A 26,642-nucleotide genomic window follows, 5' to 3' on the forward strand; every position below is an offset into this window, starting at 1 on the left:
TCCTATTGAGCTTTGCTCAAATCGGACGGCCATTTTAGCGAGTTAAAGTTTAGTGTCAATCACTTTTTTCAAACTTTTTTCAAGCGTTTCCGCTTGGCTAATTGGCTTGCTAACTTGGCTTCTTACTTTCGAAACCTAAGCTTCGAAGCGTTGCCGTGTCAGCGAGGTGGCATTATAGAGATTGCGATCACATTGGCAAGCCCTTTTTCTCGTTTTTTTTGATTTTTTTATCGTTCGGATAAATTTGCGTCAAAAGCGGTCAAAAGAGCACGTTATTTCTACAGTTCTTTGAATTTATCTGCGAAAAGAGCCACTTTTTCCCAATTGGTGTATTCCACTTCTTTGGTCGTATCGGTTTCACCACCTGTCATCGACATAATGAACTTAATCATCGTTTTGTCGAACCATCCGTAACGTGGGTAATAAAGAGCGCCAGCAAAAACACCAATTAAGGTTGGTTTCCAAGGCGACTTCATTAGGAACTTGCGAATGTAAGCGCTGCCTTCTGGCGTATCCTTTCCTTGGTCTTCTTTACGAGCGGTTAGGTTTACGCAGAAAAATGCCACTTTACTTTGTTCAAGCTGATTGAGGTTTCGGTCAATAAACTGGTACAGCTTCTTATTAAGATGACCATAACGAATAGACGCTCCAATCAATACCCTGTCGTATTGGCTAAAATCAATCGTCTCAACATTATGTAAATCCACCAGCTCGCATTCGAAGTCTGTTAGCTTCTCATCTATATAGTGGAGAATTTTTTTTGTCTGCCCTTCACGGGAGGAATATAGAAATAATGCTTTTGCCACGATTTCCCCTTAGCTACGCCAAAACGTCGGCGTAAGTAGAATAAGTAAGGTAAAGATTTCCAAACGTCCAAACAGCATAGAAACAATCAATACCCATTTTGCTTTGTCGTTCACATCGCCAAAGTGAAGCGCAACTTCACCCAAGCCTGGACCTAAGTTGTTGAGCGTTGCTGCAACCGCAGAAAACGCGCTTAGCTCATCCATCCCTGTAGCAATCAAGCCCAACATACAAACCACGAATACCAAAGCGTAAGCAGAGAAGAATCCCCAAACCGCATCAACGACTCTTTGCGGTAGCGCACTGCCACCCACTTTGATGGTGTATACGGCACGAGGATGCACCAAACGCTTCAGCTCACGCGCACCTTGTAAGGTCAGTAGCAGAATACGGATCACTTTCATGCCGCCGCCAGTCGAACCAGCACAACCACCTATAAAAGAAGAGAACAACAACAGCACTGGTAAGAATAATGGCCAATCAGCAAAGCCGGTTGTGGTAAAGCCTGCCGTAGTTGAGATGGACACGGTCTGAAAAAGCGCTTGATCGAATGCATCATAGGTTGAGTCGTAAGAATGGTGATTCAACAATAATAAGAAGCACACCAAGAACAAAACAGCTTGTATAAAGATGAACGCGCGGAACTCTGGATCTTTCCAATAGTATTTAGGATGCACGCCGCCAGACGCAAACGCAGCGAAGTGCAAAGAATAGTTACATGCTGAGATTAACAAGAAGACAACAGTAATCATGTTAATCGCATAGCTATCGAAATAGCCCATGCTGGCATCGTGCGTAGAGAAACCACCGATGGCAATAGTTGAGAAGCTATGGCTAATAGCATCAAATGGCGTCATACCGGCCAACCAAAATGCCACGGCACATGCGATCGTCAGACTTAAATAGATATACCATAGCGCTTTAGCCGTTTCGGCAATACGCGGCGTCATCTTAGTATCTTTGACTGGCCCTGGGATTTCTGCACGATAAAGCTGCATACCACCGATACCAAGCACTGGTAGGATTGCAACGGCTAATACGATGATCCCCATTCCTCCAAACCACTGTAGGAGCTGGCGGTAAAACAAGATTGCTTTGGGTAATTCATCAAGTCCAACGATAACTGTCGCGCCAGTGGTCGTTAAAGCGGAGAAGGATTCAAAAAAGGCGTCAGTCACAGATATATTTGGGTTATCTGAGATAAGAAAAGGGATCGAGCCTGCGCTGCCTAGTACTGTCCAGAAAAGAACAACAATAAGAAAGCCATCACGTGCTTTTAACTCGTGTTTATACCTGCGGTTTGGGAACCAACATATCCCACCACACAATAGAAGTACGAAGAAAGTCGTGACAAAAGGTACACCCGCACCATCTCGATAGATGAGTGCGACCAATGCTGGCGCGAGCATTGTGACACTAAAAAGCGCGAGCAATAGCCCGACGATTCGAATAATTGAACGAAATTGCATGGATTAATTGACTAGCGAAGCTGTCCCTGTGGCTTCCTATATTTCATTATTGTCCGTCTATAGGGGTGACAATTGCCTTTGCACCGCTTTTGTTGATGATAGTTTGGGTAAAGGCGCTCACTTCACGTAGCTCAATTTCCAACACTAATACCACCTGATCGCTGTACTCAGCTTCAACTTCAACCGCACCAAACTGGGGCATGATCGACTGTGCGATAGGCATAAAACCATAGTCTAACTCTAGACGGAGTTTTGTGGTTATTTTTTTCTCAATTGTTTGAAGCAGCTTGAGCGCTTGTTGCACACCGCCACCATAAGCTTTCACCAAACCACCCGTGCCTAACTTAATGCCACCAGAATATCGAGTAACAACAGCTGTGAGTTCTCCTACACCAGAACCAGACAATTGAGCTAGGATCGGTTTTCCGGCTGTCCCCGATGGTTCTCCGTCATCGCTAAACCCCCACTTCATCGAATCTTCTGGTCGACCCGCAACAAATCCCCAGCAGTTATGCCTTGCATCAGAGTTCTTGCTTTTGATCTGCTCTACGAACGCCTTTGCAGCCTCTATGTTCGGCGTATGAGCCAAATAGGTAATAAAGACGCTCTTTTTGATTTCTTCTTCAAATTGAGCAGGAGCGGCAGGGATAAGATAAGGCTGGTCATTCATAGGATTAGGTCACTTTTCTCTTTGTCCAAAGTCTATCACGAGACGGAATTGTGAGTCGCATAAGATCTGCACCAGCGCACAATGTTAAACACTTGTTTAAAAAATGTATTGAAATTAACCAATGCGAGGTCCAAACTAACCTCACTGGTCAAACCAGAACAACAAATATAACGACTTTCCTCTATATCAATTTGCTGCCCTATACGGCGCTCAGCCCGCATCAAATCGGTATACAGACAATCCAAGATTGTATGTCATGGAGATAGACAATGATTTACCAAGCCGAAACCCTACAGGTAAAGGAAGTACAAGATGGCATTGCAGAGCTTAGCTTCTGCTCTCCAAAATCCGTTAACAAGCTCGACCTAGCGACACTAGAGTCACTCGACAAAGCCCTTGATGCACTAAAAGCGCACCAAGGACTGAAGGGCTTGATGCTCACCTCAGATAAAGACGCGTTCATTGTTGGCGCTGATATCACCGAATTCTTAGGTCTTTTCGCTAAGACAGACGCTGAACTCGATCAGTGGCTGCAATTTGCTAACAGCATCTTTAACAAGCTAGAAGACTTACCGGTCCCGACTATCTCGGTACTAAAAGGTCACACGTTAGGTGGCGGTTGTGAGTGCGTACTTGCAACTGACATGCGAATTGGTGACAAGACCACCAGCATCGGTCTACCAGAAACAAAATTAGGTATCATGCCGGGCTTTGGTGGTTGTGTACGTCTGCCACGAGTTATTGGTGCCGATAGTGCGATGGAAGTGATCACTCAAGGTAAAGCGTGTCGTGCGGATGAAGCGTTAAAGATTGGTCTTCTTGATGCGGTTGTTGATAGTGACGCACTTTACGAGTCAGCACTCAAGACACTGACCTCGGCAATCAACGAGAAGTTGGACTGGCAAGCTCGTCGCAAGCAAAAGACATCACCTCTAACGCTAAGTAATCTCGAATCAATGATGAGCTTCACTATGGCGAAGGGTCTGGTGGCACAAAAAGCGGGTCCTCATTACCCAGCTCCAATGACAGCCGTTATTACTATTGAAGAAGGCGCTCGCTTTGCTCGTAACGAAGCACTCGACATTGAACGCAAGCACTTCGTAAAACTGGCTAAGTCTGAAGAAGCAAAATCACTGGTTGGTTTGTTCCTTAACGACCAATACATCAAAGGGCTTGCTAAAAAATCGGCTAAATCAGCGAGTAAAGACACGCAACGTGCAGCTGTGCTTGGTGCGGGTATCATGGGCGGCGGCATCGCTTACCAATCTGCACTCAAAGGCGTGCCGGTGTTAATGAAAGACATCGCGCAACCTTCACTCGATTTAGGCATGACTGAAGCATCTAAGCTGCTAAATAAACGCTTATCTCGTGGTCGCATTGATGGCTTTAAGATGGCTGGTATTTTAGCGTCTATCACACCAAGCCTTCATTACGCAGGCATCGAAGAATCAGACGTGATTGTTGAAGCCGTAGTAGAAAACCCGAAAGTAAAAGCAGCAGTGCTGAGTGAAGTCGAATCGCATGTCGGTGAAGACACGGTTATCACCTCAAACACCTCGACAATTCCTATCAACCTGTTGGCAAAATCGCTGAAACGCCCAGAAAATTTCTGTGGCATGCACTTCTTCAACCCAGTGCACCGTATGCCTCTTGTTGAGATCATCCGTGGTGAGCACACCTCTGATGAAACCATCAATCGTGTTGTTGCGTACGCAGCGAAAATGGGCAAATCACCAATTGTCGTTAATGACTGCCCTGGGTTCTTTGTAAACCGCGTCTTGTTCCCATACTTTGGTGGTTTCAGCATGCTACTTCGCGATGGTGCAGACTTTACGAAAATCGACAAAATCATGGAACGTAAGTTTGGCTGGCCGATGGGACCGGCATACTTGCTCGATGTTGTTGGTATTGATACTGCTCACCACGCACAAGCTGTTATGGCGCAAGGTTTCCCTGAGCGTATGGGTAAACAAGGTCGTGATGCGATCGATGCACTATTCGAAGCAAGCAAATACGGTCAGAAGAATGGCAGTGGCTTCTACAGCTACACCATAGATAGAAAAGGTAAGCCTAAGAAAACCTTCTCTGAAGAGATCTTGCCAGTACTCGCTGACGTTTGTGCCGATAAGCAAGACTTTGACGATCAGACCATCATTCAACGTATGATGATTCCAATGATCAACGAAGTGGTATTGTGTCTACAAGAAGGCATCATTGCCACTCCACAAGAAGCGGACATGGCACTGGTTTACGGTCTTGGTTTCCCTCCATTCCGCGGCGGCGTATTCCGCTACCTAGATAGCGTAGGTATTGCTGAGTTTGTTGCAATGGCAAAACAATACTCAGAGCTTGGTGCTATGTACCAAGTACCACAGATGCTGATTGATATGGCGGCGAAAGGTGAAAGCTTTTACGGTGCACAACAGCAAGGTTCTATCTAAGGAGGGATTCTAAAATGACTAATCAAACAAGAAATGTTGTCGTAGTCGATTGTCTACGTACTCCAATGGGTCGCTCTAAAGGTGGTGCTTTCCGTCATACACGAGCAGAAGATCTGTCTGCGCGCCTAATGAAAGGTATTCTTGCGCGTAACCCACAGGTAAACCCAAGCGAGATTGAAGATATCTACTGGGGCTGTGTACAACAAACACTAGAGCAAGGCTTTAACGTTGCTCGTAATGCGGCGCTACTTGCTGGTCTACCAATTGAGATTGGCGCCGTGACGGTTAACCGCCTGTGTGGTTCATCAATGCAAGCGCTACACGATGGAACACGTGCCATCATGACTGGCGATGCTGAAATCTGTCTAATTGGTGGCGTCGAACACATGGGACACGTACCAATGAATCACGGCGTGGACTTCCACCCAGGTATGTCAAAGACGGTAGCAAAAGCTGCAGGCATGATGGGATTAACCGCTGAAATGCTTGGTAAGCTACATGGCATTAGCCGTGAACAACAAGACGAGTTTGCCGCGCGTTCTCATGCTCGTGCACATGCAGCAACCGTAGAGGGTCGTTTTAAAAACGAAATCCTACCGATTGAAGGCCACGCAGCAGACGGCACGCTATTCACTCTAGATCACGATGAAGTGATTCGTCCTGAAACATCCGTTGAAGGCCTATCTCAACTTCGTCCAGTATTCGACCCTGCTAACGGCACAGTAACAGCCGGTACATCATCGGCTCTGTCTGATGGTGCATCAGCGATGTTGATCATGAGCGAAGAGAAAGCCAATGAGCTTGGTTTGAAGATTCGTGCACGCATCAAAGGCATGGCCATTGCGGGCTGCGATCCTTCAATCATGGGGTATGGTCCTGTACCAGCGACACAAAAAGCGCTCAAGCGTGCTGGTCTTTCAATTGAAGACATGGATGTGGTTGAGCTAAACGAAGCATTTGCCGCTCAATCTCTGCCATGTGCTAAAGACTTGGGTCTGCTTGATGTTATGGATGAGAAGGTCAACCTTAACGGTGGTGCGATTGCATTGGGTCACCCACTTGGTTGTTCTGGCTCACGTATCTCGACGACGTTGATCAACTTAATGGAAGCGAAAGACGCAAAATACGGCCTAGCAACCATGTGTATCGGTTTAGGTCAGGGTATTGCAACGGTATTTGAACGACCATAGTTTGTCTAAGAGAAACTAGGTTGTAGTGATCAATCCAACAATCACGAGCAAATGAACCAATACTGAAAATTTTTAGTATTACACTTAAGGGCGGCATCTGATGTCGCCCTTTGTTTTACGCCAAATATTGCTTACATGCACAAAAAGCATACATTAAATGCTCAAGTTTCATTTTATTCATAGACAAAGAAGACATACACTTAGCAGCAGTTGATATCTTGCTGCATGTGACCCAGAGTCACGCTACCGCACAATCGGAGAACCTTATGTTTAATGCTCTAGTTCTAAATCAAGAAGACAAACGTACTATCGCTAGCATCGAGCAAATCGATGAAACACAACTGCCTGAAGGCGACGTTCTGATTGACGTTGATTACTCATCGTTGAACTACAAAGACGGCCTTGCAATTACAGGTAAAGGTAAAATCATCCGTAACTTCCCGATGGTGCCGGGTATTGACCTAGCAGGTACGGTAGTAAGCTCAGAAGACGACCGCTACCAAGCAGGCGACAAAGTTGTTCTTACGGGTTGGGGCGTGGGTGAAAACCATTGGGGCGGTATGTCTCAACGTGCTCGCCTAAAAGCGGATTGGCTAGTACCACTACCAAAAGGTCTAGACAGCAAGAAAGCAATGATGGTTGGTACTGCTGGTTTCACTGGCATGCTATGTGTTCAAGCACTGCTTGATGCAGGCATCAAACCTGAAAACGGCGAAATCCTAGTAACTGGCGCAAGTGGCGGTGTAGGCTCAGTAGCAGTAACGCTTCTAGCACAGCTTGGCTACAAAGTTGCTGCAGTGACAGGTCGCGTAGAGAAAAACGGCCCACTACTAGAAAAACTTGGTGCTAGCCGCATCATCGACCGCGTTGAATTTGAAGAGCCAGCACGTCCGCTTGAAAAACAAGTATGGGCAGGTGCGGTTGATACCGTAGGCAGCAAAGTACTAGCAAAAGTATTGGCGCAAATGGATTACAACAGTGCAGTTGCAGCTTGTGGTCTTGCAGGTGGCTTCGATCTACCTACTACAGTAATGCCGTTCATCCTGCGTAACGTTCGTCTACAAGGTGTGGATTCTGTTTCATGCCCATTTGAAAAACGTACTGCAGCATGGGAAAAATTGGTTGAGCTACTACCAGACAGCTACTTCGAGCAAGCTTGTACTGAGGTAGAACTAGCTGAAGCACCAAAATACGCTGAAGACATCACAAACGGTCAAGTAACTGGTCGCGTGGTTATCAAGCTATAAGCGTTAACCCTTCGATAGAATAAATGAAGCCGGGTCATTGCCCGGCTTTTTGCTATTTCGATTATCGGAAAAATTAGTCTAATCCCATATCTTCAATTCGCTTAGCAATAAGACGACTACATTCTTCACGAACCACTGCACGCAACCATTCTTGAGCGGGAGAGTGTTCGCAACGTGCGTGCCAAATCATCGAATATTCAAACGGCGTGAATTGGAATGGTAATGGCTTCACTACTAAGTCATAGCGATCAGCAACCAAGTACGCTAAATCGGCAGGAACCGTAATAATAATGGGTAAAGTATCAATGATCGCCAGTGCAGCCTCTAAATGGTAGGCACGAAGCACCATTTTACGTTTTGGCTTTTCCATCAAGGCTTGTTCAATCAGCGCCTTTACCCCATCACTGATAGCAATCATTGCATGCGGGTAACTTAAGTAATCGTCTAAGCTCATCTCTTCATTCGCCAAAGGGTGTTGCTTAGAAAGCATACATAACACACCCACTCGACCAAGTACTTCACTTCGCAAAGGCTCTACTGGGCCAGTTGGACGACAAATCGCTAAGTCCGCGCCTTCATAAGTTAACTGATCAGACAAACGGTCGTGCTGCATCGGCAAAAAGTTAAATGAAACATTCGGCGCTTCTTGATAGATACGTGGCAGAGCAAAAGGCAGAATGGTCTGCATCGCATAATCCGTCGTGGCAATATTAAAAGTTTGATCACAGCTACGCGGGTCAAATTCTCGTGGAGACAGTAATTGGCGCAGTGATTCCAAAGGCTCTCCCAAAGAGCGATCGATTTCCAACGCCTTTTGCGTCGGTATTAAGTGCTGGCCTTGCCGTGTAAATAACGGATCGTCAAGCAAATCACGCAATCGACCGAGTACGCGGCTCATAGCTGATTGGCTTAAATTGAGACGCGTTGCTGCCTTGCTAACACTGCTTTCTTCGATCAACACACGTAATGCGACCAATAAATTCAGATCTCGACGATAGATGTCTTCTAATTCCACGATTTGCCACTTAACATGTAGGGGATTTAGGTAAATTGTACTCTTCAGGCAAAAAAAATCCCGCCTTTCAGCGGGGAAGCCCAAGAAAAATGGGGATAGTGTCGGAATGAAGTGTCGTTAAACTTGGTGAGCGTATATATCAATAGGTTTCGATTACAGCAAGAAGTGCTAATTTTCTTGCTCTGATGCACCTGACCATTTGTGCATCTCAATCCAAATCCCGATAATCGTTGCACTCATGCCTACAAGAGGCATCAATGAGGTTTCAGCTGGCGTTCTAAGCACTAATGCACAAAACGAGATGAAGCATAAAACCGAATAGATAGTCAGTCTGTCTAACGCTGTTAACATCGTCTCTCCTTGCCAGTTGTTACCGAATTGTTAATTTAAAGTAAATCAAAAAATTCGGTTTGCCAAGTGGTTATTGAATATTTTTTCAACGAAAGTAAAATTCACCGCTCAGTTAGTTACGAGAATCACATTATGAGTTTTAATCCTGAACTGGCGACAAAAACCTTAGAGGCGGAAGGATTACGCTGCCCAGAGCCAGTGATGATGGTCAGGAAGACAATTCGAAACATGCAAGATGGTGAAGTATTGCTAGTGAAAGCAGACGACCCATCAACAACTCGAGATATCCCGAGCTTCTGCCGATTCATGGATCACCAGTTGATAGCGGCACAAACGGAACAGCTTCCATACCAGTACCTGATTAAGAAAGGTTTGGAATAATCTCAGCAAGATCAAAAACGGCAGCCAAAAGGCTGCCGTTTGTTTTATTCATCGTATTCTAAAGTGCGAACTTCTGATTGTAGCTTATTCAATTGTTGCTTCATCGCACGCATTTCTTCATGCATAGGAATAATGTGAGCTACCCGAATCCACGCTTCCACCGTCAAACCAGTGAGAATGAAGGACCCTGCCACAATTGGCAACCACATATCAGTCAGCACCATAGCTAACAAGCACAGCGCTAAACCAAAGGTGAATAAATAACTCTGACTCTTTGGGGTCATACCCATGTAACGTGTAAGCATAAACTTGCCCTCTCGCTATCATTCACACCATTAAATTACCATGACAAGTATGACACTAATATGTCATCCGTCACGGTCCTGAATGATTTTGAGCCAGAGTTTGAACTTGTGCATTACTCGACTAGTTATTGATAATTCACACCATTTACAGACAAGAAATCAGAATAACGCGGCACCAATAGCCAAAGCAACAAATAGGAATGCAGTTACTTTACGAATGGCTCTAAGAGGCATCTTGTCGGCGGATAATTTACCAATCAAAACAACAGGCACATTGGCCAATAACATACCGATCGTCGTACCCAGAATTACCCAGCTCAATGCATCGGCGTACTGCGCGCCTAAAATAGAAGTGGCAATCTGAGTTTTATCGCCAATCTCAGCAACAAAGAAAGCAATAAAGCTGGCAATAAATGGGCCGCGATTGGATATCTGCTCATCATCATCCAATTTATCTGGGATCAACACCCACGCCGCCATGGCGACAAAACTGACCACCAGCACCCATTTGAGAACTTCAGGCGAAAGATAATCGGCCACCACCACACCTAACCATGCAGCCAAAGCGTGGTTGGCAATGGTTGCCAAAAAGATTGCTGCAATAATAGGGATTGGCTTGCGGTAACGACTGGCAAGTAATAGAGATAGCAATTGGGTCTTATCGCCAATTTCTGCTAACGCTACAGTAGTAATTGAAATAGCTAAAACGCTCACGACATGCTCATTGGGGCGGGATAATTATTTTTAACCTAAGACAAATCTCACGCCCCACCCCGGTTCATGATGATTTGTCTAAGGTCTTGCTAAACTCATCAGGCTGATGAGTCTCGGACGCCATGGTGATTTTGCACCAATTATGTTGACGAACGAACTGGATGAAACAGACATTTCATCGAGTAAGCTACTCCCCAAAGACAGGCGCAATTCTAGCCATGTTTCCTCATCACCTCAAGAGTGAAAGTCAGTGAAAACTCCCTTTTAGGAAAAATTCAGCAGATAAAGCGGTAAAAATCCATTAAAGGAGAAAATTGCCCACGAATTAATCAAGATTAGCTCTACTCCCATGCTCAATATCTGGGTATACTTGATTGTTAATTTATTCAACCGTAATTACTTTGAATCGCTATTGTTGAGGCAAGAAAACCCAACAAAAAAGAGACGAATTCACAAGTAATAAGAGAATCGCGCGAACCTGACTTATGCAAAAATACGATATCAAAACCTTCCAGGGAATGATCCTCGCGCTGCAGGATTATTGGGCTCAAAATGGTTGTACCATTGTTCAACCACTAGATATGGAAGTTGGTGCGGGTACCTCTCACCCAATGACCTGTCTACGAGCACTTGGCCCAGAGCCAATGTCTACAGCTTACGTACAACCTTCACGTCGTCCTACTGATGGCCGTTACGGTGAAAACCCTAACCGTCTTCAGCACTACTACCAATTCCAAGTAGCGCTAAAACCATCGCCAGACAATATCCAAGAGTTGTACCTAGGTTCTCTAGAGGTTCTTGGTGTCGACCCACTTGTTCACGACATCCGTTTCGTAGAAGACAACTGGGAAAACCCAACACTAGGCGCATGGGGTCTAGGCTGGGAAGTTTGGCTAAACGGCATGGAAGTGACTCAGTTTACTTACTTCCAGCAAGTTGGTGGTCTTGAGTGTAAGCCAGTAACCGGTGAGATCACTTACGGTATCGAACGTCTAGCAATGTACATCCAAGAAGTAGACTCTGTTTACGACCTAGTTTGGAACATCGCACCAGACGGCAGCAAAGTGACTTACGGTGACATCTTCCACCAAAACGAAGTAGAGCAATCGACTTACAACTTCGAGCACGCAGACGTTGAATTCCTATTTGGCTTCTTCGAACAGTGTGAGAAAGAGTGTAAAGAGCTGCTTGAGCTTGAAAAGCCACTGCCACTGCCTGCTTACGAGCGCATTCTAAAAGCTGGTCACGCATTCAACCTACTAGACGCGCGTAAAGCGATCTCAGTAACTGAACGCCAACGTTACATCCTACGCATCCGCAACCTGACGAAAGCAGTTGCAGAAGCATACTACGCATCGCGTGAAGCTCTTGGCTTCCCAATGTGTAAGAAAGAACAAGCGTAAGGGGTAGAGTAACATGGCAAAAGAATTTCTAATCGAGCTAGGTACAGAAGAGCTACCACCAACGCAACTTCGCACTCTAGCTGAAGCATTCGCAGCAAACTTCGAAGCAGAACTAAAAGGCGCTGAGCTTGCTCACGAAGGCGTTAAATGGTTCGCGGCGCCTCGTCGTCTTGCACTTAAAATCGCAGCACTAGCAGACAGTCAGTCTGACAAAGTTGTTGAAAAGCGTGGTCCTGCGGTTTCTGCAGCGTTTGACGCGGAAGGCAACCCAACAAAAGCGGCTCAAGGCTGGGCACGCGGTTGTGGCATCACGGTTGACCAAGCGGATCGCATGGTTACAGACAAAGGTGAATGGCTACTGTTCAAACAAGAAGTGAAAGGTCAGCCAACGTCTGAGATCGTAGTTGAACTTGCAGCGAAAGCACTAGCAAACCTACCTATCGCAAAACCAATGCGCTGGGGTAACAAAACGACTCAATTTATCCGTCCAGTTAAGACGCTAACCATGCTAATGGGCAGCGATCTAATCGAAGGCGAGATCCTTGGTGTCGCTTCAGACCGCACTATCCGTGGTCACCGCTTCATGGGTGAGCAAGAGTTCACTATCGATTCTGCTGAACAATACCCTGCGATCCTAGAAGAGCGCGGTAAAGTAATGGCAGATTACGAAGCGCGTAAAGCAATCATCCTAGCTGACGCACAAAAAGCGGCAGCAGCGGTTGGCGGTATCGCTGACCTAGAAGATGACCTAGTAGAAGAAGTAACGTCTCTGGTTGAATGGCCAGTGGTACTAACAGCGAAGTTTGAAGAAGAGTTCCTAAAAGTGCCTTCTGAAGCGTTGGTTTACACCATGAAAGGTGATCAAAAATACTTCCCTGTTTACGATGAAAACAAGAAGCTACTACCTAACTTCATTTTCGTATCGAACATCGAATCAAAAGAGCCTCGTTACGTAATCGAAGGTAACGAGAAAGTGGTTCGCCCTCGTCTTGCTGACGCTGAGTTCTTCTTCAACACAGACCGTAAGCGTCCGCTTATCGACCGTCTGCCTGAACTAGAGCAAGCGATCTTCCAAAAGCAACTGGGTACGATCAAAGACAAAACAGACCGCATCACTGAACTTGCTGGCTACATTGCTGAGCAAATCGGTGCTGACGTTGAGAAATCAAAGCGTGCTGGTCTACTAGCAAAATGTGACCTAATGACCTCAATGGTATTCGAATTCACGGATACTCAAGGTGTTATGGGTATGCACTATGCTCGCCACGACGGTGAAGCAGAAGAAGTTGCAGTAGCACTGAACGAGCAATACATGCCTCGTTTCGCAGGTGATGAACTGCCATCAAACGGTGTTTCAACTGCAGTTGCAATGGCAGACAAGCTAGACACTATCGTAGGTATCTTCGGTATTGGTCAAGCACCTAAAGGTTCTGATCCATTCGCACTACGCCGCGCATCTTTAGGTGTACTCCGTATCATCGTTGAATACGGCTACAACCTAGATCTTGTTGACCTAGTTGCGAAAGCGAAGTCACTGTTTGGCGACCGTCTAACCAACGACAAAGTTGAACAAGACGTTATCGAATTCATGCTTGGTCGTTTCCGTGCTTGGTACCAAGACGAAGGCTTCAGCGTAGACATCATTCAAGCAGTTCTAGCGCGTCGCCCGACGAAACCAGCAGACTTCGACCAACGTGTTAAAGCGGTTTCTCACTTCCGTGAACTAGAAGCGGCAGAGTCTCTAGCAGCAGCGAACAAACGTGTAGGTAACATCCTAGCGAAATTCGACGGCGAACTAGCAGCAGACATCGACCTAGCACTTCTACAAGAAGACGCAGAGAAAGCACTAGCAGAAAGCGTTGAAGTAATGACGGAAGCGCTAGAGCCAGCATTTGCTACAGGTAACTACCAAGAAGCCCTAAGCAAGCTAGCTGACCTACGTGAACCAGTTGATGCGTTCTTTGATAACGTAATGGTAATGGCAGACGACGAAGCACTTAAGAAGAACCGTCTGACACTACTGAACAACCTGCGTAACCTGTTCCTACAGATCGCAGACATTTCTTTGCTTCAAAAGTAATTCATTACTCTCAGAAGTGATTAAGAAATAAGTAAAAGGGAAGCAGATGCTTCCCTTTTTTGTTGCTTTCAAACCGATGAAGGTGACGCTTATTATTCATTTTGTGAACAAGACTAAAATTTGTAGGGTGAGACGCGTTTAACTTGTTGGTGTAGAGCTCGGATTGTAGAGGCACAGTTTTGCTATAACTGGACTGTTTATTCGGGGGAAGGACACAATGAAAAAAACAATTCTCGCACTCTCTATCGGTCTACTGAGCGCCTGCAGCCAGATTCCAGAAAATGCCATCGTATTAAGCGTTGGTGATGACACCGCTGTTTTTGAGGAAAACTCACAAGGCTTACTTGTCGCCGAGCAAAAACTCGAAAAAGGCAGTTATAGCTTTACCATTGCTGACAGCAAGCAAAGCTGTGGCAGTAGCTTTGCCCTAGCAGAAGAAGATCGCATCAAGTTCAATCGTCCACTAAAAATGGATAACTGCGCCACTGACGCACAAATGCCGCTGCGCATCTTCAAAGCCAATACCTATCAATTTACGCTCAACCCAACCACCAATGAGCTGACGGTCAAAATCAAACCAAAACAGACTCAGGACATCACCTACTCTTGCCCTGTCGCAACTGACGCGCCAAAAACCATCAATGTTGCTCAAACCTTTAATGATGGCACTGTCGTTCGTGATGCCTTAACCGGACAAGAAGCCACTGTCACCAATGGCAGCGTCACCATGCAGCCGGGTCCTATGAGCCAAGGTCTGTTGTTACTAGAAGAGGTTGAGCAACAAGCCAATAAACCGTTCAGCTGGGATAACGCGACGGTGTACTTCGTCATGACCGACCGCTTCTACAATGGCAACCCAGACAACGACAACAGCTACGGTCGCAGCAAAGACGGAAAATATGAGATTGGTACCTTCCACGGTGGTGACTTAGCGGGTCTAACGAAGAAACTCGATTACATCGAATCACTTGGTGTGAATGCTATCTGGATAACCTCACCACTGGAACAAATCCACGGCTGGGTTGGCGGTGGCGATAAAGGCGACTTTAAGCACTACGGCTACCACGGCTACTACCATCAAGATTGGACCAAGCTTGATGCCAACATGGGTACCGAAGATGAACTCAGAACCTTCGTCGATACCGCCCACAAGAAAGGCATCCGCGTGATTTGGGATGTAGTCATGAACCACACAGGTTATGCGACATTAGCAGACATGCAGGAATTCGGATTTGGTCAGCTTTACCTTGATGACCAAGAAGCCAAAGAAGTCCTTGGTGAAAAATGGACCGACTGGCAGCCAAAATCAGGACAAAGCTGGCACAGCTTCAACGACTACATCAAATACGGTGATAGCGAAGCGTGGGATAAATGGTGGGGCAAAGATTGGATCCGCACCGACATTGGCGACTACGATGCTCCGGGCTACAACGACATCACCATGTCTTTGAACTACCTACCGGATCTAAAAACCGAATCGACTCAGAAAACCGGATTACCAAACTTCTTCCGCAATAAAGACACCAATGCGCAAGATGAGTTACAAACACCACGTGAACACCTGATTACTTGGTTATCCGATTGGGTACGTGACTACGGCATTGACGGCTTCCGTGTCGACACCGCTAAACACGTTGAAATGGAAGCGTGGGCAGAGTTGAAAGCCAGCACCACCCAAGCGCTTGCTCAATGGAAGCAAAACAATCCGGACAAAGCCTTGGATGACCTACCTTTCTGGATGACCGGTGAAGTGTGGGCACACAGCGTGGTGAAGAGCCCGTATTTCGATAACGGCTTCGATTCCATCATCAACTTCGAGTTCCAATCTGATGTGGCACCAAAAGCACTGAAGTGTTTCGCTCAACTTGATAATGATTACCGCCGCTATGCAGAGCGCATCAATACCGACCCTGAGTTCAACGTGTTGAGCTACCTGTCTTCACACGATACACAGCTGTTCTGGTCAGCTCGCAGCCGCAGCTTTGATGACCAAGCACGTGCAGCAAATGCTCTGATGCTGGCTCCCGGTGCAGTACAGATCTATTACGGTGATGAGATCGCTCGTGATTTTGGCATTACTGGTTCAGACGCCCACCAAGGCACACGCTCAGATATGCCATGGGATAAGATTCATGGCGAGCGTGAAGATCTACTGCAACATTGGCAAAAGTTGGGCGAATTCCGTAAACGCCACCCAGCGGTTGCTCAAGGTAAGCACATCACTCGTAACCAAGAAGGTTACTACGCGTTCGAACGCCAATACCAAGACGACAAGGTACTGATTGTTTACACCGGTGAGTAACTTGCTCAGCAACAAGAATGTGGTGAATTAACAAGGTTTAAAGGGAGGCATCGCTTCCCTTTTTTTTGTTGAATGCTAAGGTTAATCCAATTATGAAATCCATTGATTAGGTTGTTCATGTTAGTCGTACTGGTCGAAGACAACGAAATTCTCAATCACCATTTAGCTTCGCAGCTCAAAGATCGTGGCAATACGGTATATGCCGATAAAACCGCATCCGCTTGCTTGCAAACCATTCAAAAACACCCCAATGCAGATGCCATGATCATTGACCTTGGCTTGCCAGACTTTGATGGGATTACGTTAATAAAACAGATCCGCCGCAAAGAGATTAATGTACCGATCTTAATATTGACCGCTCGTGGCGATTGGCAAGATAAAGTGGAGGGGCTGAACTCTGGTGCTGATGACTACCTCACCAAACCATTTCAGTTTGAAGAATTAATGGCTCGCTTAGAAGCACTTGTCCGTCGTTATCAAGGCTTCTCCACCAACACCATAAATGCAGGTGAGGTAACGTTAGATACTCAGGCGAAAAGCATAAGCTATGCAGACAACGTACTGGATCTCACCGCGTTGGAATATCAAATCTTTGAGTATCTAATCCGTCACCGCCAAAAAGTCATATCCAAAGAGCAGATTGCTGACTCACTCTACGATGCCGGAGAAAGTGTACAACTGAACAATATTGAAGTGATCATCTCGCGTCTGCGTAAAAAACTTGCTGCACACACCGAAGAAAAAATCATTAGTACCATTCGGGGCCAGGGTTATCGCTTTGAGCTAGAGGCAAAGTAGTCAATGAAACGTTTGATATCCAGTACATTTCGTCGACGCGTTTTATTCATCACCTCTGTTGTAGGAATAAGCTACTTATTAACGATAAGTGCATTTGTCTACCACCTCGAAAAAGATAAATTATTCGAAGAGTATGCGTTAGATGTCGCTAGCCATGTACCTGCTATTACGAATGAAATAATAGCGTCAGGGCAAGTAACTCCCTTAGAAAAATGGAATGAAGAGTTTCCTTTACACTCCTCCCATTTCTCTATGTTCATCTGCGATGAGAACAATAATGAACTTTGGCGCTCCATGAATGAAGAATCTCGACAACGGCTCATCAAGAGAGGAATAAAAACGCCAAAAATAGAAAACTTCTGCCTAGACCCATTATTACCAACCAAAATTAATCAATTTGAGTTAGTTCAAACAAAGCAAGGTTCTGCTTTCATAGCTCATGTTCTGCCCTTAGACAAAACACCTTATAACCCTCAAGGAAGGATCGTATTGCTAAGACGTATGGAAGACAAGGTCGCTTCATTGAATCAACTCAAAGTAAATGTAGCGATATTTTCCATTATTGCCTCACTCATTATTATGTGGCTAATTTTTCTTATTTATCGTTGGAGTTTTAAACCATTCAAAATTCTCGAAAAGGAATTAATTGACGTAAAAGCGAACAGAAAAGAGAAGCTAGCATACTCATATCCAGAAGATTTAATGCCAATCACAGGAGCCCTCAATGAGCTGATGTTCCAGCAAAAAGAAAACGAGCAGCGCTATCGCCGTGCATTAAACGACCTCGCACATAGCTTGAAAACACGAGTCGCAGTATCCCAAGCACTGTTAGATGATATTGAAGAAGGCAAAATTCACGATATCAACCAACAGTTATTAGAAATGGATGATGTGATTCAAGGCCAACTTAAGCGAGCATCATTGGGTGTGAAAGGGATTGTAGAGAATACTACTCCAATCAAACCTATCCTCAACAGCCTCCTGCTGATGTTTGATAAAGTCCACATGGATAAGGGTATTCGCGTCGAACAGTTTATCAATAATGATCAGACTCTGCCGATGAGTAAAGCGGATGTGATGGAAGTGTTTGGCAACATCTTGGAGAACGCGTACCGCTATGCCAATAAGCGTATCGATGTGTTCATCAACAATACCGAAGAAGGCATTATCATTACCTTTAACAACGATGGTCCCGCCGTGGATGAGTCGATAAGCGACACTTTATTTAAACGCGGTGTGCGTGCTGATGAGCAAAACCCAGGAACAGGATTAGGTTTGGCGTTGTGTGATGAGATTGTACACAGCTACAAAGGTGCTATTTGGTTTGAAACACCAACTGACCCATCCATGGGTGCAAGCTTAAAGATACTATTACCTTACCGTTAGCCTTGCGTTGGCAAGCTAATATCAACACGGCGATTTAACTCGCGCCCGTGAGTATTTGCATTACTGCTCACTGGGTGCGTTTCGCCATCAGAGCGTGAAGTGGACACCACTTCATCATACCCTTCAAGATATTGACCCACAGCGTTCGCACGCTTTAAGCCAAGCGTTAGGTTATACCCATTACTCCCCTTCGCATCCGTATTGCCAACCACCAACAATGAAGATTGAGGTCGTTGTTTCAGTTGCTGATTCAACTCAGTGAGAATGAACTTCGATTGAGCATTTAAACTCGCTTTATCAAACTCAAACAGCACTCGGGCAGCAAACTCGCCCTGCTTATTCTCTGTTAGTTGTGCACGGCTCAATAGGTAGGTCGCGCAGGATTTATCAATACCAGCCTGCTCCAATTGAGACAATAACATGGGTTCAAGAGCACTCTGTTCATCATTAACGGTAATCTGCATAAACGGACCTTGATGGTATTTCACTTCCGTTTGATGCCCAAAAGACACCGATTCTTGATACTGATCCTGCCCTTGCTGGCAATAGTAATACAGCGCTTGATTAGTGTTATCTTGTGCGAATGATGGCATAGGTAAGCTCACGACTAATGCCAGAATTAACTTGTTCATTGTATTGATCTCTACAAGGTTAGGTGACCGACTTCTTCGGTGATCAGCGATAAGATTTGATTCAATATGTCGTCGGTATTTTCTGCTTTGTAGACGTTATCCACCCCGACACAATTACGTAAGCCAACATTGGCATCCAGCTCATAATCAAAACCAATAACCGACATACTGGCCGTCATTTGCTCGCCATCTGGCGTCTTCATTCCTTGACTAACGCCATTCACAACATTGATGGAGTCACTAGTATTATCTGCCGTCACTTTGCCGCCATTAATCATATTGAGGATGTTGGTACACATACCTTTTTCAACAAGCTTTGGTGTTTGTTCAGCATAATGATTCCAATCTTCACCATCGGATAGAATAATAATTAGTTGCTTTGGCCTTTTTGCTAGCTGAGTAACAATCTGCCCAGCTCTGATGATTCCCTGTAGCGAAGCAGTACCGCCGTTGGCCTTAAAGCCTCTAACGTCCTTTACAAATCCATCAAACTTATCTGTATAGAAAATGTCATAAAATTCAGCCTCGTCGTCCCCATTTGGTACTCGTTTAGCTGCTCCCTTGACTTTAAATTGTTGTTCTATCGTTTTGTTAAAGTTAACCACGTCATCCTTATCGTATTCACCCATTTTGGTAGTGATACGCTGATCTCGAATAATCAGTTTGTTGTTATTGCCAGTATTGATCGTTCGACGGTTGTACCCTGTGATTGCAACTCTGTGTGTTTGTTCTGGGTTTAACGCATTGTATTGCTCTAATTCATCGGTCACTTTTTCGATGATGTCTTTCAGATCTTCGATTTTAGTTTTCTTACCACCACTCCAGTTTTCATTCATCGAGCCAGAGAAATCAACGATAAAGGTAATGTCAACAGGCTGACCTTGATAACGTCGTGCTTTCGAGCTTCCAGTAACATCGAACGTTTCACCAAAACCAACAATCACACCCTGTCCAGGAAACCAAGATTCATGGCGAGTTTGCCCCGCAACACGATATTCAAAATAACGCGCTTGCCCTTTTGATAACCCAGCTTGGCAATCCGGCATGTCTTCACACGACAAACGCTGCACATTTAGGTTCTCAATACCCTCAACGTCATACACATAGTGCTCAATGTAGTTTTGCGCCAATGTGTGATTTTCTGAATCTTCTGCAGAAACCGCTAGCACCGCAGCTTCTGCCGCCTCTTCTAAACGGGCTTTAGTTTGTAATGCCCTCGCTCCGTCTGAGCCCAGCATGAAGACACCAAAAAGGATGGGAATGATCATGGCGAATAACATGCCGACATGACCGCTTTGTTTTTTCAAACTAGAGTGTCTTTGAATACTATGTGGCATGTTACCTCCCGATCACGACAGCATCAGATTCAACTCGAGTGAACTCAACACCCAACAAACTGCCAATCCAATTGTCGGTTTCATAGCAAACAGAAACACGATACAGCGGCATTTGACGACCTCGGTTACTCACCACAGACAATGAACTCAATGAACTGATGTCTTCCCCAACTTGGCAATCTATCGCGCCACGTTTTTCAATAATCACTGGGTTGGGTTTATCCACAGCGGCGAAGCTTAACTCTTCAACTTGTAAGCCATACTGACTGGTTTGAAAGTTCCCGAACGTACGCTCCAATGAATGGCGAATGATGGTATCGACATCGTCAGCTTCTTCTTTTGAAAGCTCATAATCCGCACCATAAAGCTGGGTACGCTCTTTCACCACATTCACTAGCGAATAAGTCAATCGGTCCAACTTCCCTTTTACCGACAGCTTAATAATTACATCACCACTAAACGCCAACAGTAGGCTGAAGAAGATACCAACAATGGCAAACTCAATACTGAAAGTGCCACGTTGCTTGCTCTGCCCTCGACAGTAATTAAATTGCAAATTGGGAGCGTTCATATTCTTGTACCACCACCATTTCTCGGCTCATCGTGCTTTGTAAGCCCAGGAAGTAACTAAAGATTGGTTGAAAGTTGTAATCGATGTGATAAACAGCCAAGGCTGCATTCTCTGCATCACCGCATTCTCTGCTGGCTTGCTCCGGTGCTAACTCGCATTGCTCGGTATAAGCCGTGAGAGATTCGATGTTATCGAGGTATTGGATAGAAACGCGAAAGCGCTCCACATCCACCGCGGTATTCCAAATACTGCCCTCTCGATTCAGCACGGCTTGCACTGTTTGCATGTAGTCGTCATTACGTTTTTTAGCGGTGCGTGAGATCTCTGAAATGGTCAGATCGTTGATGGCTGAAATGTAAGACATATAGCTCATTTCAACCCACGCCATGCACATCAGCCAGAAAGCGAAGAACCCAATGGCAAACTCAATACTGGCAACACCACGTTGCTTAGCTTTCACGGGTAACCTCTGTTAGAGCTCGCTTTTTCTGTTTCGCTTTCAACGGGTCATAACCGCGCAAAGCACGATAAATATTGTCGATCTGGTGGTTACTGTACTTCTCACTCAATACTTGTTTAACGAACTCATACTGACCTTCTTTGGCCATACTCAACGTCAGGTTGGCCATCACTTGCTCATCCGCTTGACCGTTTTTGTAAAGAGGTAGCAGACGCTGAATCGCCTGTTTGTATTGCCCCTCTGCAATATCAAGGACCGCAAGATTATTGTTGACCGTTACTCCATCAAAGAAGTGTTCGCGTGAACGTTCGAAATAACGGCGAGCCAAGTCATATTGGTAGTTATAGCCGTAGTAAGTACCAAGCAAGTTTTCTGCTTCCGCATTGGTCTCTTCAAGCGCGAGTGCCGCTTTTGCACTGCCAATCGCAGCAGGGTATTGCGCCAATTCACCATAGGCTTGTGCCTGGATTAGCAAGGTATCGACACTCGTTGCTGATTTATTGGTTAATGGCTTGATATAAAACAACGCTGATTCGGCATCACCAAGTGCGAGATAGCTTTGCGCCAGCTTCTCACGCACCTGCGCATCATCGCTTTGTTGAAGCTGCTGTTTGTACAAGGTCACTAATTGAGTGTGATTGTTGGTTTTCTGGTAAATCGCTTCTTTCGAATCTTGTTGTTGCCACGCTTGCTGGGTAGAACTGCACGCTGCGAGCATGGCTGGTAACAAACAAATCAGAATTTTTTTAAACATGGGACATCATCCTCATCACCCCAGGAGCGGTGATTACAAAAACAAGTGGAATCAAGATGAAAACAATCAACGGAATCGACATCTTGGCCGCCAACTTCCCTATTTGCTCTTCAAGCTCCAACATCTGTACTTCACGAATATCGCCGGACAATGTCGTCAACATGGTGTAGATAGATGAGCCGTGCTGCATGCTTTGAGTTAACGTCAGCATAAAACTGCGCATCTCAGACGATGGCACTTGCTGATACAACTCTTGTAACGCACGCTCCATACCCACAATGCGGGCACGCTGGTTGGTGTTATCCAATAACTTGCCCAACTCAGGGTTAAAACTTTGAATCTCTATCGCCAAGTATTTCAACGACGCTTCAATCGACATGCCGGTCTGAACACATATCGCCATGAGATCGATTAAATAAGGCAAGCTGCGGCTGATACGTCGTTGGCGATTGGTCTTACGAACTTCAAGCCACATATCAGGCAATAGAATCACTGCCATCGCCCAAGCAGCAGCAACAGCAACCCAATAGTTGGTTACGATATCTAACGTGAAGACCAACACGGTAATCAACAACTCCCCAAGCAGCAAAGCCGCATACTTTAATGGCGCAAACCAAGTGGCAGCATTGGGGTTATCAATCCCAGCGAGGTGTAAACGCTGTGACAAACTCGCATCTCGCTTCTCTACTAAGTTCGATAACGGGGATAGGATCGACTCTAGTCTTGATGCTTCTTGCTGATCACCTTTGTGTTGGCGCACGATTCTTGCCACACGTCGTTGATAGCCGAAATGGTTAAGCATCCAGTAAATAAGCAGGAGTACGCCGAAACTGACACCAACGAGAGAGAAAAACAGCCAAAACATCGTTTGAGTCATCATTACTTCACACTCTTCATTAGTGCCCAAATGATCGCCATACCAATCGCTTCACTGCTCACCAAGTAATAAAGCAGCGGACGGCCTTCTGGGTTAAACATCACGAACTCAAAGTTCTCTGGACTTAAAAACTGCAAGATAAACAGAAAGAAAAATGGCGTCGCCGAAACGATTTTTGCTGAAATTCGCGCTTCTGACGTCAGAGCAAATTTCTTTCGCTCGACGGCTCGAGCTTCAAACATCTGGCGATTCAAACGCGTCATGATTTCTTTCAACTGACCACCGCGCTGCATATTGGCTCGTAGCGTAATCACGAAGAAATGGAAGTTCGGGTTTGGAAAACGCAGACAAGACTTGCGGAACACTTCATCGATTGACTCACCCATTTTTAACCGCTCCCCCATCAACTTGAATTCACGTCCGACTTCACCCTCGAGATTGTCACTCACGTACATGATGCCGCGGCCAATGCTCTCTCCTGCACTGATGGCGCTTGCCAGCATATTCAATGCATCCGGAAAGGTTTCATCAAACTGCTTTTGCTCACGCTTCTGTAGCCATTGATAACCAAACCACCAGCCAAATAGCACCGCAAAGGGCAATAGCTCATAAGCAGCAAATCGTGTAAATGTGCTATTCACAACCAAAGCCAGCACAATAACCAACATGGTGTAGAGCGCTATTTTAAGCAGAGCTAAACGGCCCAATTGGCGCTTTAGGTTATCCCAGCGTGTTTTCAAACCTTGGCGTAAGCTTCTGTCTGACAAACTGGCAACGTTCACCGCTTGGCGAGTAAGCCTTGTCTCAACACGATCACGTTTTTGATACTGGATGAGATAACTATCAAGATGCTTGTTCTTTTCACTCAACAAGGCGACAGCGACTAAAGCAATGCCACCGATTAAAATGAACCAATACATGCCTTACCCCACTGCTTCAATCGCACTGATGGTGTCAGCGAGATCTTTGTCCACTCCGTAGAAACGTGCTTTTTCAAACAAAACTGAGCGGCTCATAACACCCGTCGTTTCATAACGGCCGGTAATTTTGCCTTCGTAATGATGCGGATCAGATTGGAAGCAAAACAGTTCTTCAAGCACAACGTTTTGCCCTTCCATACCAATCACTTCCGTAATACTCATCACTTTGCGAGAACCATCATGAAGGCGATTGACCTGTATAATGAGGTCCACTGCACTTACCAAAGAGCGGCGTATCGCCTCTAGTGGCAGGTTATTGGTTGCCATCATGACCATGGATTCCACTCGGGCAAGGGCGTCACGTGGGCTGTTAGCATGCAGCGTCGACATCGAACCATCGTGGCCTGTGTTCATCGCTTGCAACATTTCAAACGCTTCAGCACCACGGCACTCACCAACAATGATGCGATCTGGACGCATACGCAGCGAGTTAATCATCAGATCGCGTGAGTTCACTTCACCAGAGCCTTCTATACCTGCTGTTCGAGTTTCCATACGAACCACATGAGGCTGAAGCAGTCTCAGCTCCGCAGTGTCCTCAATCGTCACTACTCGTTCACCTTGCGAGATGTATTGAGACAATGCATTCAACAACGTTGTTTTGCCCGATCCTGTACCACCGGCGACAAGAATGTTCAGGCGACAACGCGCAGCCAATTGCAGCAACTTAGCCATTTCAGGACTCAATGCGCCAAATTCAACTAAGTCAGCAAAGCCAATGCTTTCCTGCCGAAACTTACGAATCGATATTGCAGTGCCATCAATGGCAATTGGCGGCAGGACGATATTTACGCGGCTGCCATCTTCTAAGCGCGCATCACACGTAGGTGACGATTCATCAACACGACGACCGACACGACTGGCAATACGTTTCGCGATATCTGCGAGTTGCTTTTCATCGAGAAAATGCACATCCGCTTGTTGTACTAAACCAAAGCGCTCGACATACACTTGCTGGTGGCCATTGATCATGATGTCGGTAATGGTGTCGTCATCCATCAGGACCTGAAGCGGTCCCAAGCCTACTAACTCGTGAATCATGCTCACGACATATTCGCTTCTCGCCAGAGAAGAAACTGATAGCTGGTCGCGACTGACCAACATATCGACCGCATTACTTAACTGACGTTCTAGGTCACTTTTCGATAAGCTTTCTAGTACTGATGCATCCAAAGCATTAAAAATTTGGTCACGCAGGTGGATGTAGGTTTGTTTAGAATGTTGCATTCCCTACTCCTTTTTAGCGACTAAACAGTTCTTGTACCCAAGAACGTTTTTGTTGTGGCTTATCACCCACCAGCAATGCGACTAAATCACTCAAGCCTTGCTGCATTTCTGATTTGGTATCAATCAGTTGATGACCTTGAAGTAGGTAATGGTTCGCTTTGTGGTCAAACTCTATTTTGCAATCGGCTTTGCGACCGAAATACTTGCTGACATCAGACATACTGATTGAGGCCGCATTGTCTGGACGCGATTGATTCATCACGGTAAGAAGCGGCAGCTCTGGATAGCGCGTTTCTAGCTCAGACACTACGCGGTTTAATTCTCGTAGCGACGACACCGTGGCATCAAACACCACCACTAACGTATCAATCTCAGCCACTGCACGATCGAACTCTTCATTTGTGGTGACGGTATGTGAATAGTCTTCAATCACAAATGAATGGTTCTTAACCACTTGCTCTTTGAGCGCTTGGGTATATTCATGCAGCTCAGCACGCGTAAACGCATCCGACTCCAAACCTAAAATCGCAAGGTTTCGTTCCAAACGTTGTACTAAGCTAGTGGCGAAATCACCATCAATGCTCGATACCAAAGTACCTTTTCGTACACTGCGTTTACTGAATTTCTGCAAACCTAAAAGCACATCGATATTACTGCCGGTGTAGGTGTGATCAACCAACAAGGTAGGCGTTTTATGATGACGCCCCAATGAACGTGCTACTTCACTGGCGATCAAAGACGTTCCAACACCGCCTTTCACACCAAGAAACGCCACTTGTTTTGCTTTTCGATTCGAAGCCACACCACTTTGCTGCTGACGGTTACGACGTACACCATGGTAAAACTCCATGATTTCTTTGTCGGTCGCAGGCCAAAATAGGTAATAGAAACCAAGCTGTTTTAATGCACGAATCGTTGAGATCGCATCTTCGCTGCCAACGACCACAACCGACACATGTGTAGGCAGTTGATGGGCAATGTTTTTTGCATCTTCAACCACGCTTTGGCTTTTATTCAGCTCAACAATCACCACTTCCACACTTGAGTGCGTATGCAATTCTGGGTAGTTTTTTTCTTGGTTGTTCACCGTAATTGGCTCGACTAAGCCTTCAAAGCGAAACGCCTTATGAACTAAGTCTTTGCACGCAGCGGTTTGATACAAGAACGCACACTTATTTTCTTTTTGTTGAGTGTGATTTGGCGTGCTCTTACTCAACTTATCCACTAAATCAAACATGATGAGTGTCC

25 protein-coding genes are annotated in these 26,642 nt (G+C 45.7%); 9 read left to right on the top strand and 16 right to left on the bottom strand.

The genetic code is table 11. The features are described 5' to 3' along the window. Window positions 1-278: 278 nt before the first annotated feature. From hemG to L1076_RS24150, 3 genes are read right to left on the bottom strand one after another with little or no spacing between them, the layout of a single operon-like run. Window positions 279-806 carry a menaquinone-dependent protoporphyrinogen IX dehydrogenase gene (hemG, locus tag L1076_RS24140; RefSeq protein WP_045408442.1) on the bottom strand — a complete coding sequence of 176 codons (528 nt, stop codon included), beginning with the start codon at window positions 804-806 and terminating at the stop codon, window positions 279-281. A 9-nt stretch (window positions 807-815) separates the two neighbouring features. Beyond that, window positions 816-2,273 (bottom strand): TrkH family potassium uptake protein, encoded by a 1,458-nt coding sequence (locus tag L1076_RS24145; protein WP_042602423.1) that lies wholly within the window; start codon window positions 2,271-2,273, stop codon window positions 816-818. 46 nt (window positions 2,274-2,319) lie between these two features. After that, window positions 2,320-2,943 (bottom strand): YigZ family protein, encoded by a 624-nt coding sequence (locus L1076_RS24150; protein WP_237304637.1) that lies wholly within the window; start codon window positions 2,941-2,943, stop codon window positions 2,320-2,322. A 269-nt stretch (window positions 2,944-3,212) separates the two neighbouring features. Between L1076_RS24150 and fadB the strand changes: the two genes are divergently transcribed. The 3 genes from fadB to L1076_RS24165 all read left to right on the top strand — a co-directional run bounded on the left by fadB (window position 3,213) and on the right by L1076_RS24165 (window position 7,821). Next, window positions 3,213-5,384 (top strand): fatty acid oxidation complex subunit alpha FadB, encoded by a 2,172-nt coding sequence (gene fadB, locus L1076_RS24155; protein WP_237304638.1) that lies wholly within the window; start codon window positions 3,213-3,215, stop codon window positions 5,382-5,384. A 14-nt stretch (window positions 5,385-5,398) separates the two neighbouring features. Further along, a complete protein-coding gene (gene fadA / locus L1076_RS24160; RefSeq protein WP_102389341.1) occupies window positions 5,399-6,574 on the top strand; it encodes an acetyl-CoA C-acyltransferase FadA in 1,176 nt (391 codons plus the stop codon). Between the two features lie 266 nt (window positions 6,575-6,840). Beyond that, the gene (locus L1076_RS24165; RefSeq protein ID WP_009708064.1) at window positions 6,841-7,821 is read left to right on the top strand and encodes an MDR family oxidoreductase; all 981 of its coding nucleotides are present in this window, start codon (window positions 6,841-6,843) and stop codon (window positions 7,819-7,821) included. A 73-nt stretch (window positions 7,822-7,894) separates the two neighbouring features. Here the strand turns inward: L1076_RS24165 and L1076_RS24170 are convergent, their stop codons facing one another. Next, window positions 7,895-8,836, bottom strand: coding sequence for a LysR family transcriptional regulator (locus tag L1076_RS24170; protein ID WP_038870249.1), 942 nt, complete (start codon window positions 8,834-8,836; stop codon window positions 7,895-7,897). A 168-nt stretch (window positions 8,837-9,004) separates the two neighbouring features. After that, the gene (locus tag L1076_RS24175) at window positions 9,005-9,187 is read right to left on the bottom strand and encodes a hypothetical protein (RefSeq protein ID WP_038870247.1); all 183 of its coding nucleotides are present in this window, start codon (window positions 9,185-9,187) and stop codon (window positions 9,005-9,007) included. Window positions 9,188-9,319: 132 nt separating this feature from the next. On the opposite strand from L1076_RS24175, the gene tusA reads away from it, so the two are divergent. Then, window positions 9,320-9,568, top strand: coding sequence for a sulfurtransferase TusA (tusA, locus tag L1076_RS24180; RefSeq protein WP_005426051.1), 249 nt, complete (start codon window positions 9,320-9,322; stop codon window positions 9,566-9,568). A gap of 44 nt (window positions 9,569-9,612) precedes the next feature. Here tusA and L1076_RS24185 read toward each other — a convergent pair whose 3' ends face one another. Continuing rightward, window positions 9,613-9,873 (bottom strand): hypothetical protein, encoded by a 261-nt coding sequence (locus L1076_RS24185; RefSeq protein ID WP_038870244.1) that lies wholly within the window; start codon window positions 9,871-9,873, stop codon window positions 9,613-9,615. A 159-nt stretch (window positions 9,874-10,032) separates the two neighbouring features. Then, complete coding sequence (locus L1076_RS24190; protein WP_237304639.1) at window positions 10,033-10,587, bottom strand: TMEM165/GDT1 family protein; 555 nt, start codon at window positions 10,585-10,587, stop codon at window positions 10,033-10,035. 485 nt (window positions 10,588-11,072) lie between these two features. Between L1076_RS24190 and glyQ the strand changes: the two genes are divergently transcribed. From glyQ to L1076_RS24215, 5 genes are all read left to right on the top strand, one after another. Then, window positions 11,073-11,990, top strand: a complete 918-nt coding sequence (glyQ, locus tag L1076_RS24195; RefSeq protein WP_005440855.1) for a glycine--tRNA ligase subunit alpha — start codon at window positions 11,073-11,075, stop codon at window positions 11,988-11,990. Between the two features lie 13 nt (window positions 11,991-12,003). After that, on the top strand, window positions 12,004-14,070 hold the full coding sequence (gene glyS, locus L1076_RS24200) for a glycine--tRNA ligase subunit beta (RefSeq protein ID WP_237304640.1): 2,067 nt from the start codon (window positions 12,004-12,006) through the stop codon (window positions 14,068-14,070). A gap of 217 nt (window positions 14,071-14,287) precedes the next feature. After that, window positions 14,288-16,372, top strand: a complete 2,085-nt coding sequence (locus L1076_RS24205) for an alpha-amylase (protein ID WP_237304641.1) — start codon at window positions 14,288-14,290, stop codon at window positions 16,370-16,372. A 117-nt stretch (window positions 16,373-16,489) separates the two neighbouring features. Beyond that, the gene (locus L1076_RS24210; protein WP_186176098.1) at window positions 16,490-17,170 is read left to right on the top strand and encodes a response regulator transcription factor; all 681 of its coding nucleotides are present in this window, start codon (window positions 16,490-16,492) and stop codon (window positions 17,168-17,170) included. Window positions 17,171-17,173: 3 nt separating this feature from the next. Then, a complete protein-coding gene (locus tag L1076_RS24215) occupies window positions 17,174-18,556 on the top strand; it encodes an ATP-binding protein (protein WP_054757014.1) in 1,383 nt (460 codons plus the stop codon). Here the strand turns inward: L1076_RS24215 and L1076_RS24220 are convergent. Genes L1076_RS24220 through L1076_RS24260 form a run of 9 tightly spaced genes read right to left on the bottom strand, consistent with a single transcriptional unit; the run spans window position 18,553 to window position 26,631 of the window. Next, the gene (locus L1076_RS24220; RefSeq protein ID WP_237304642.1) at window positions 18,553-19,188 is read right to left on the bottom strand and encodes an OmpA family protein; all 636 of its coding nucleotides are present in this window, start codon (window positions 19,186-19,188) and stop codon (window positions 18,553-18,555) included. The genes L1076_RS24215 and L1076_RS24220 overlap by 4 nt on opposite strands. Window positions 19,189-19,199: 11 nt before the next feature. After that, on the bottom strand, window positions 19,200-20,525 hold the full coding sequence (locus L1076_RS24225) for a pilus assembly protein TadG-related protein (RefSeq protein WP_054824655.1): 1,326 nt from the start codon (window positions 20,523-20,525) through the stop codon (window positions 19,200-19,202). A 1-nt stretch (window position 20,526) separates the two neighbouring features. Then, window positions 20,527-21,096 carry a tight adherence pilus pseudopilin TadF gene (tadF, locus tag L1076_RS24230; protein WP_237304643.1) on the bottom strand — a complete coding sequence of 190 codons (570 nt, stop codon included), beginning with the start codon at window positions 21,094-21,096 and terminating at the stop codon, window positions 20,527-20,529. Beyond that, a complete protein-coding gene (locus tag L1076_RS24235; protein WP_009708052.1) occupies window positions 21,071-21,556 on the bottom strand; it encodes a hypothetical protein in 486 nt (161 codons plus the stop codon). Before L1076_RS24235 ends, tadF begins: the two co-directional genes overlap by 26 nt. Continuing rightward, window positions 21,546-22,310: a secretion protein gene (locus tag L1076_RS24240; protein ID WP_237304644.1), complete on the bottom strand. Its 765-nt coding sequence runs from the start codon at window positions 22,308-22,310 to the stop codon at window positions 21,546-21,548. Before L1076_RS24240 ends, L1076_RS24235 begins: the two co-directional genes overlap by 11 nt. Beyond that, complete coding sequence (locus L1076_RS24245) at window positions 22,303-23,190, bottom strand: type II secretion system F family protein (RefSeq protein WP_237304645.1); 888 nt, start codon at window positions 23,188-23,190, stop codon at window positions 22,303-22,305. The genes L1076_RS24240 and L1076_RS24245 overlap by 8 nt, the downstream gene beginning before the upstream one ends. Continuing rightward, window positions 23,190-24,107, bottom strand: a complete 918-nt coding sequence (locus tag L1076_RS24250; RefSeq protein WP_237304646.1) for a type II secretion system F family protein — start codon at window positions 24,105-24,107, stop codon at window positions 23,190-23,192. The genes L1076_RS24245 and L1076_RS24250 overlap by 1 nt, the downstream gene beginning before the upstream one ends. A gap of 3 nt (window positions 24,108-24,110) precedes the next feature. After that, window positions 24,111-25,394 (bottom strand): CpaF family protein, encoded by a 1,284-nt coding sequence (locus L1076_RS24255; protein WP_009708048.1) that lies wholly within the window; start codon window positions 25,392-25,394, stop codon window positions 24,111-24,113. Window positions 25,395-25,407: 13 nt separating this feature from the next. After that, window positions 25,408-26,631: an ATPase gene (locus tag L1076_RS24260; RefSeq protein WP_009708047.1), complete on the bottom strand. Its 1,224-nt coding sequence runs from the start codon at window positions 26,629-26,631 to the stop codon at window positions 25,408-25,410. Between the last annotated feature and the right edge of the window lie 11 nt (window positions 26,632-26,642).

Origin of the sequence: Vibrio sp. MMG023, assembly GCF_021654215.1 — a bacterium.
Taxonomy (GTDB): Bacteria; Pseudomonadota; Gammaproteobacteria; order Enterobacterales; family Vibrionaceae; genus Vibrio; species Vibrio jasicida.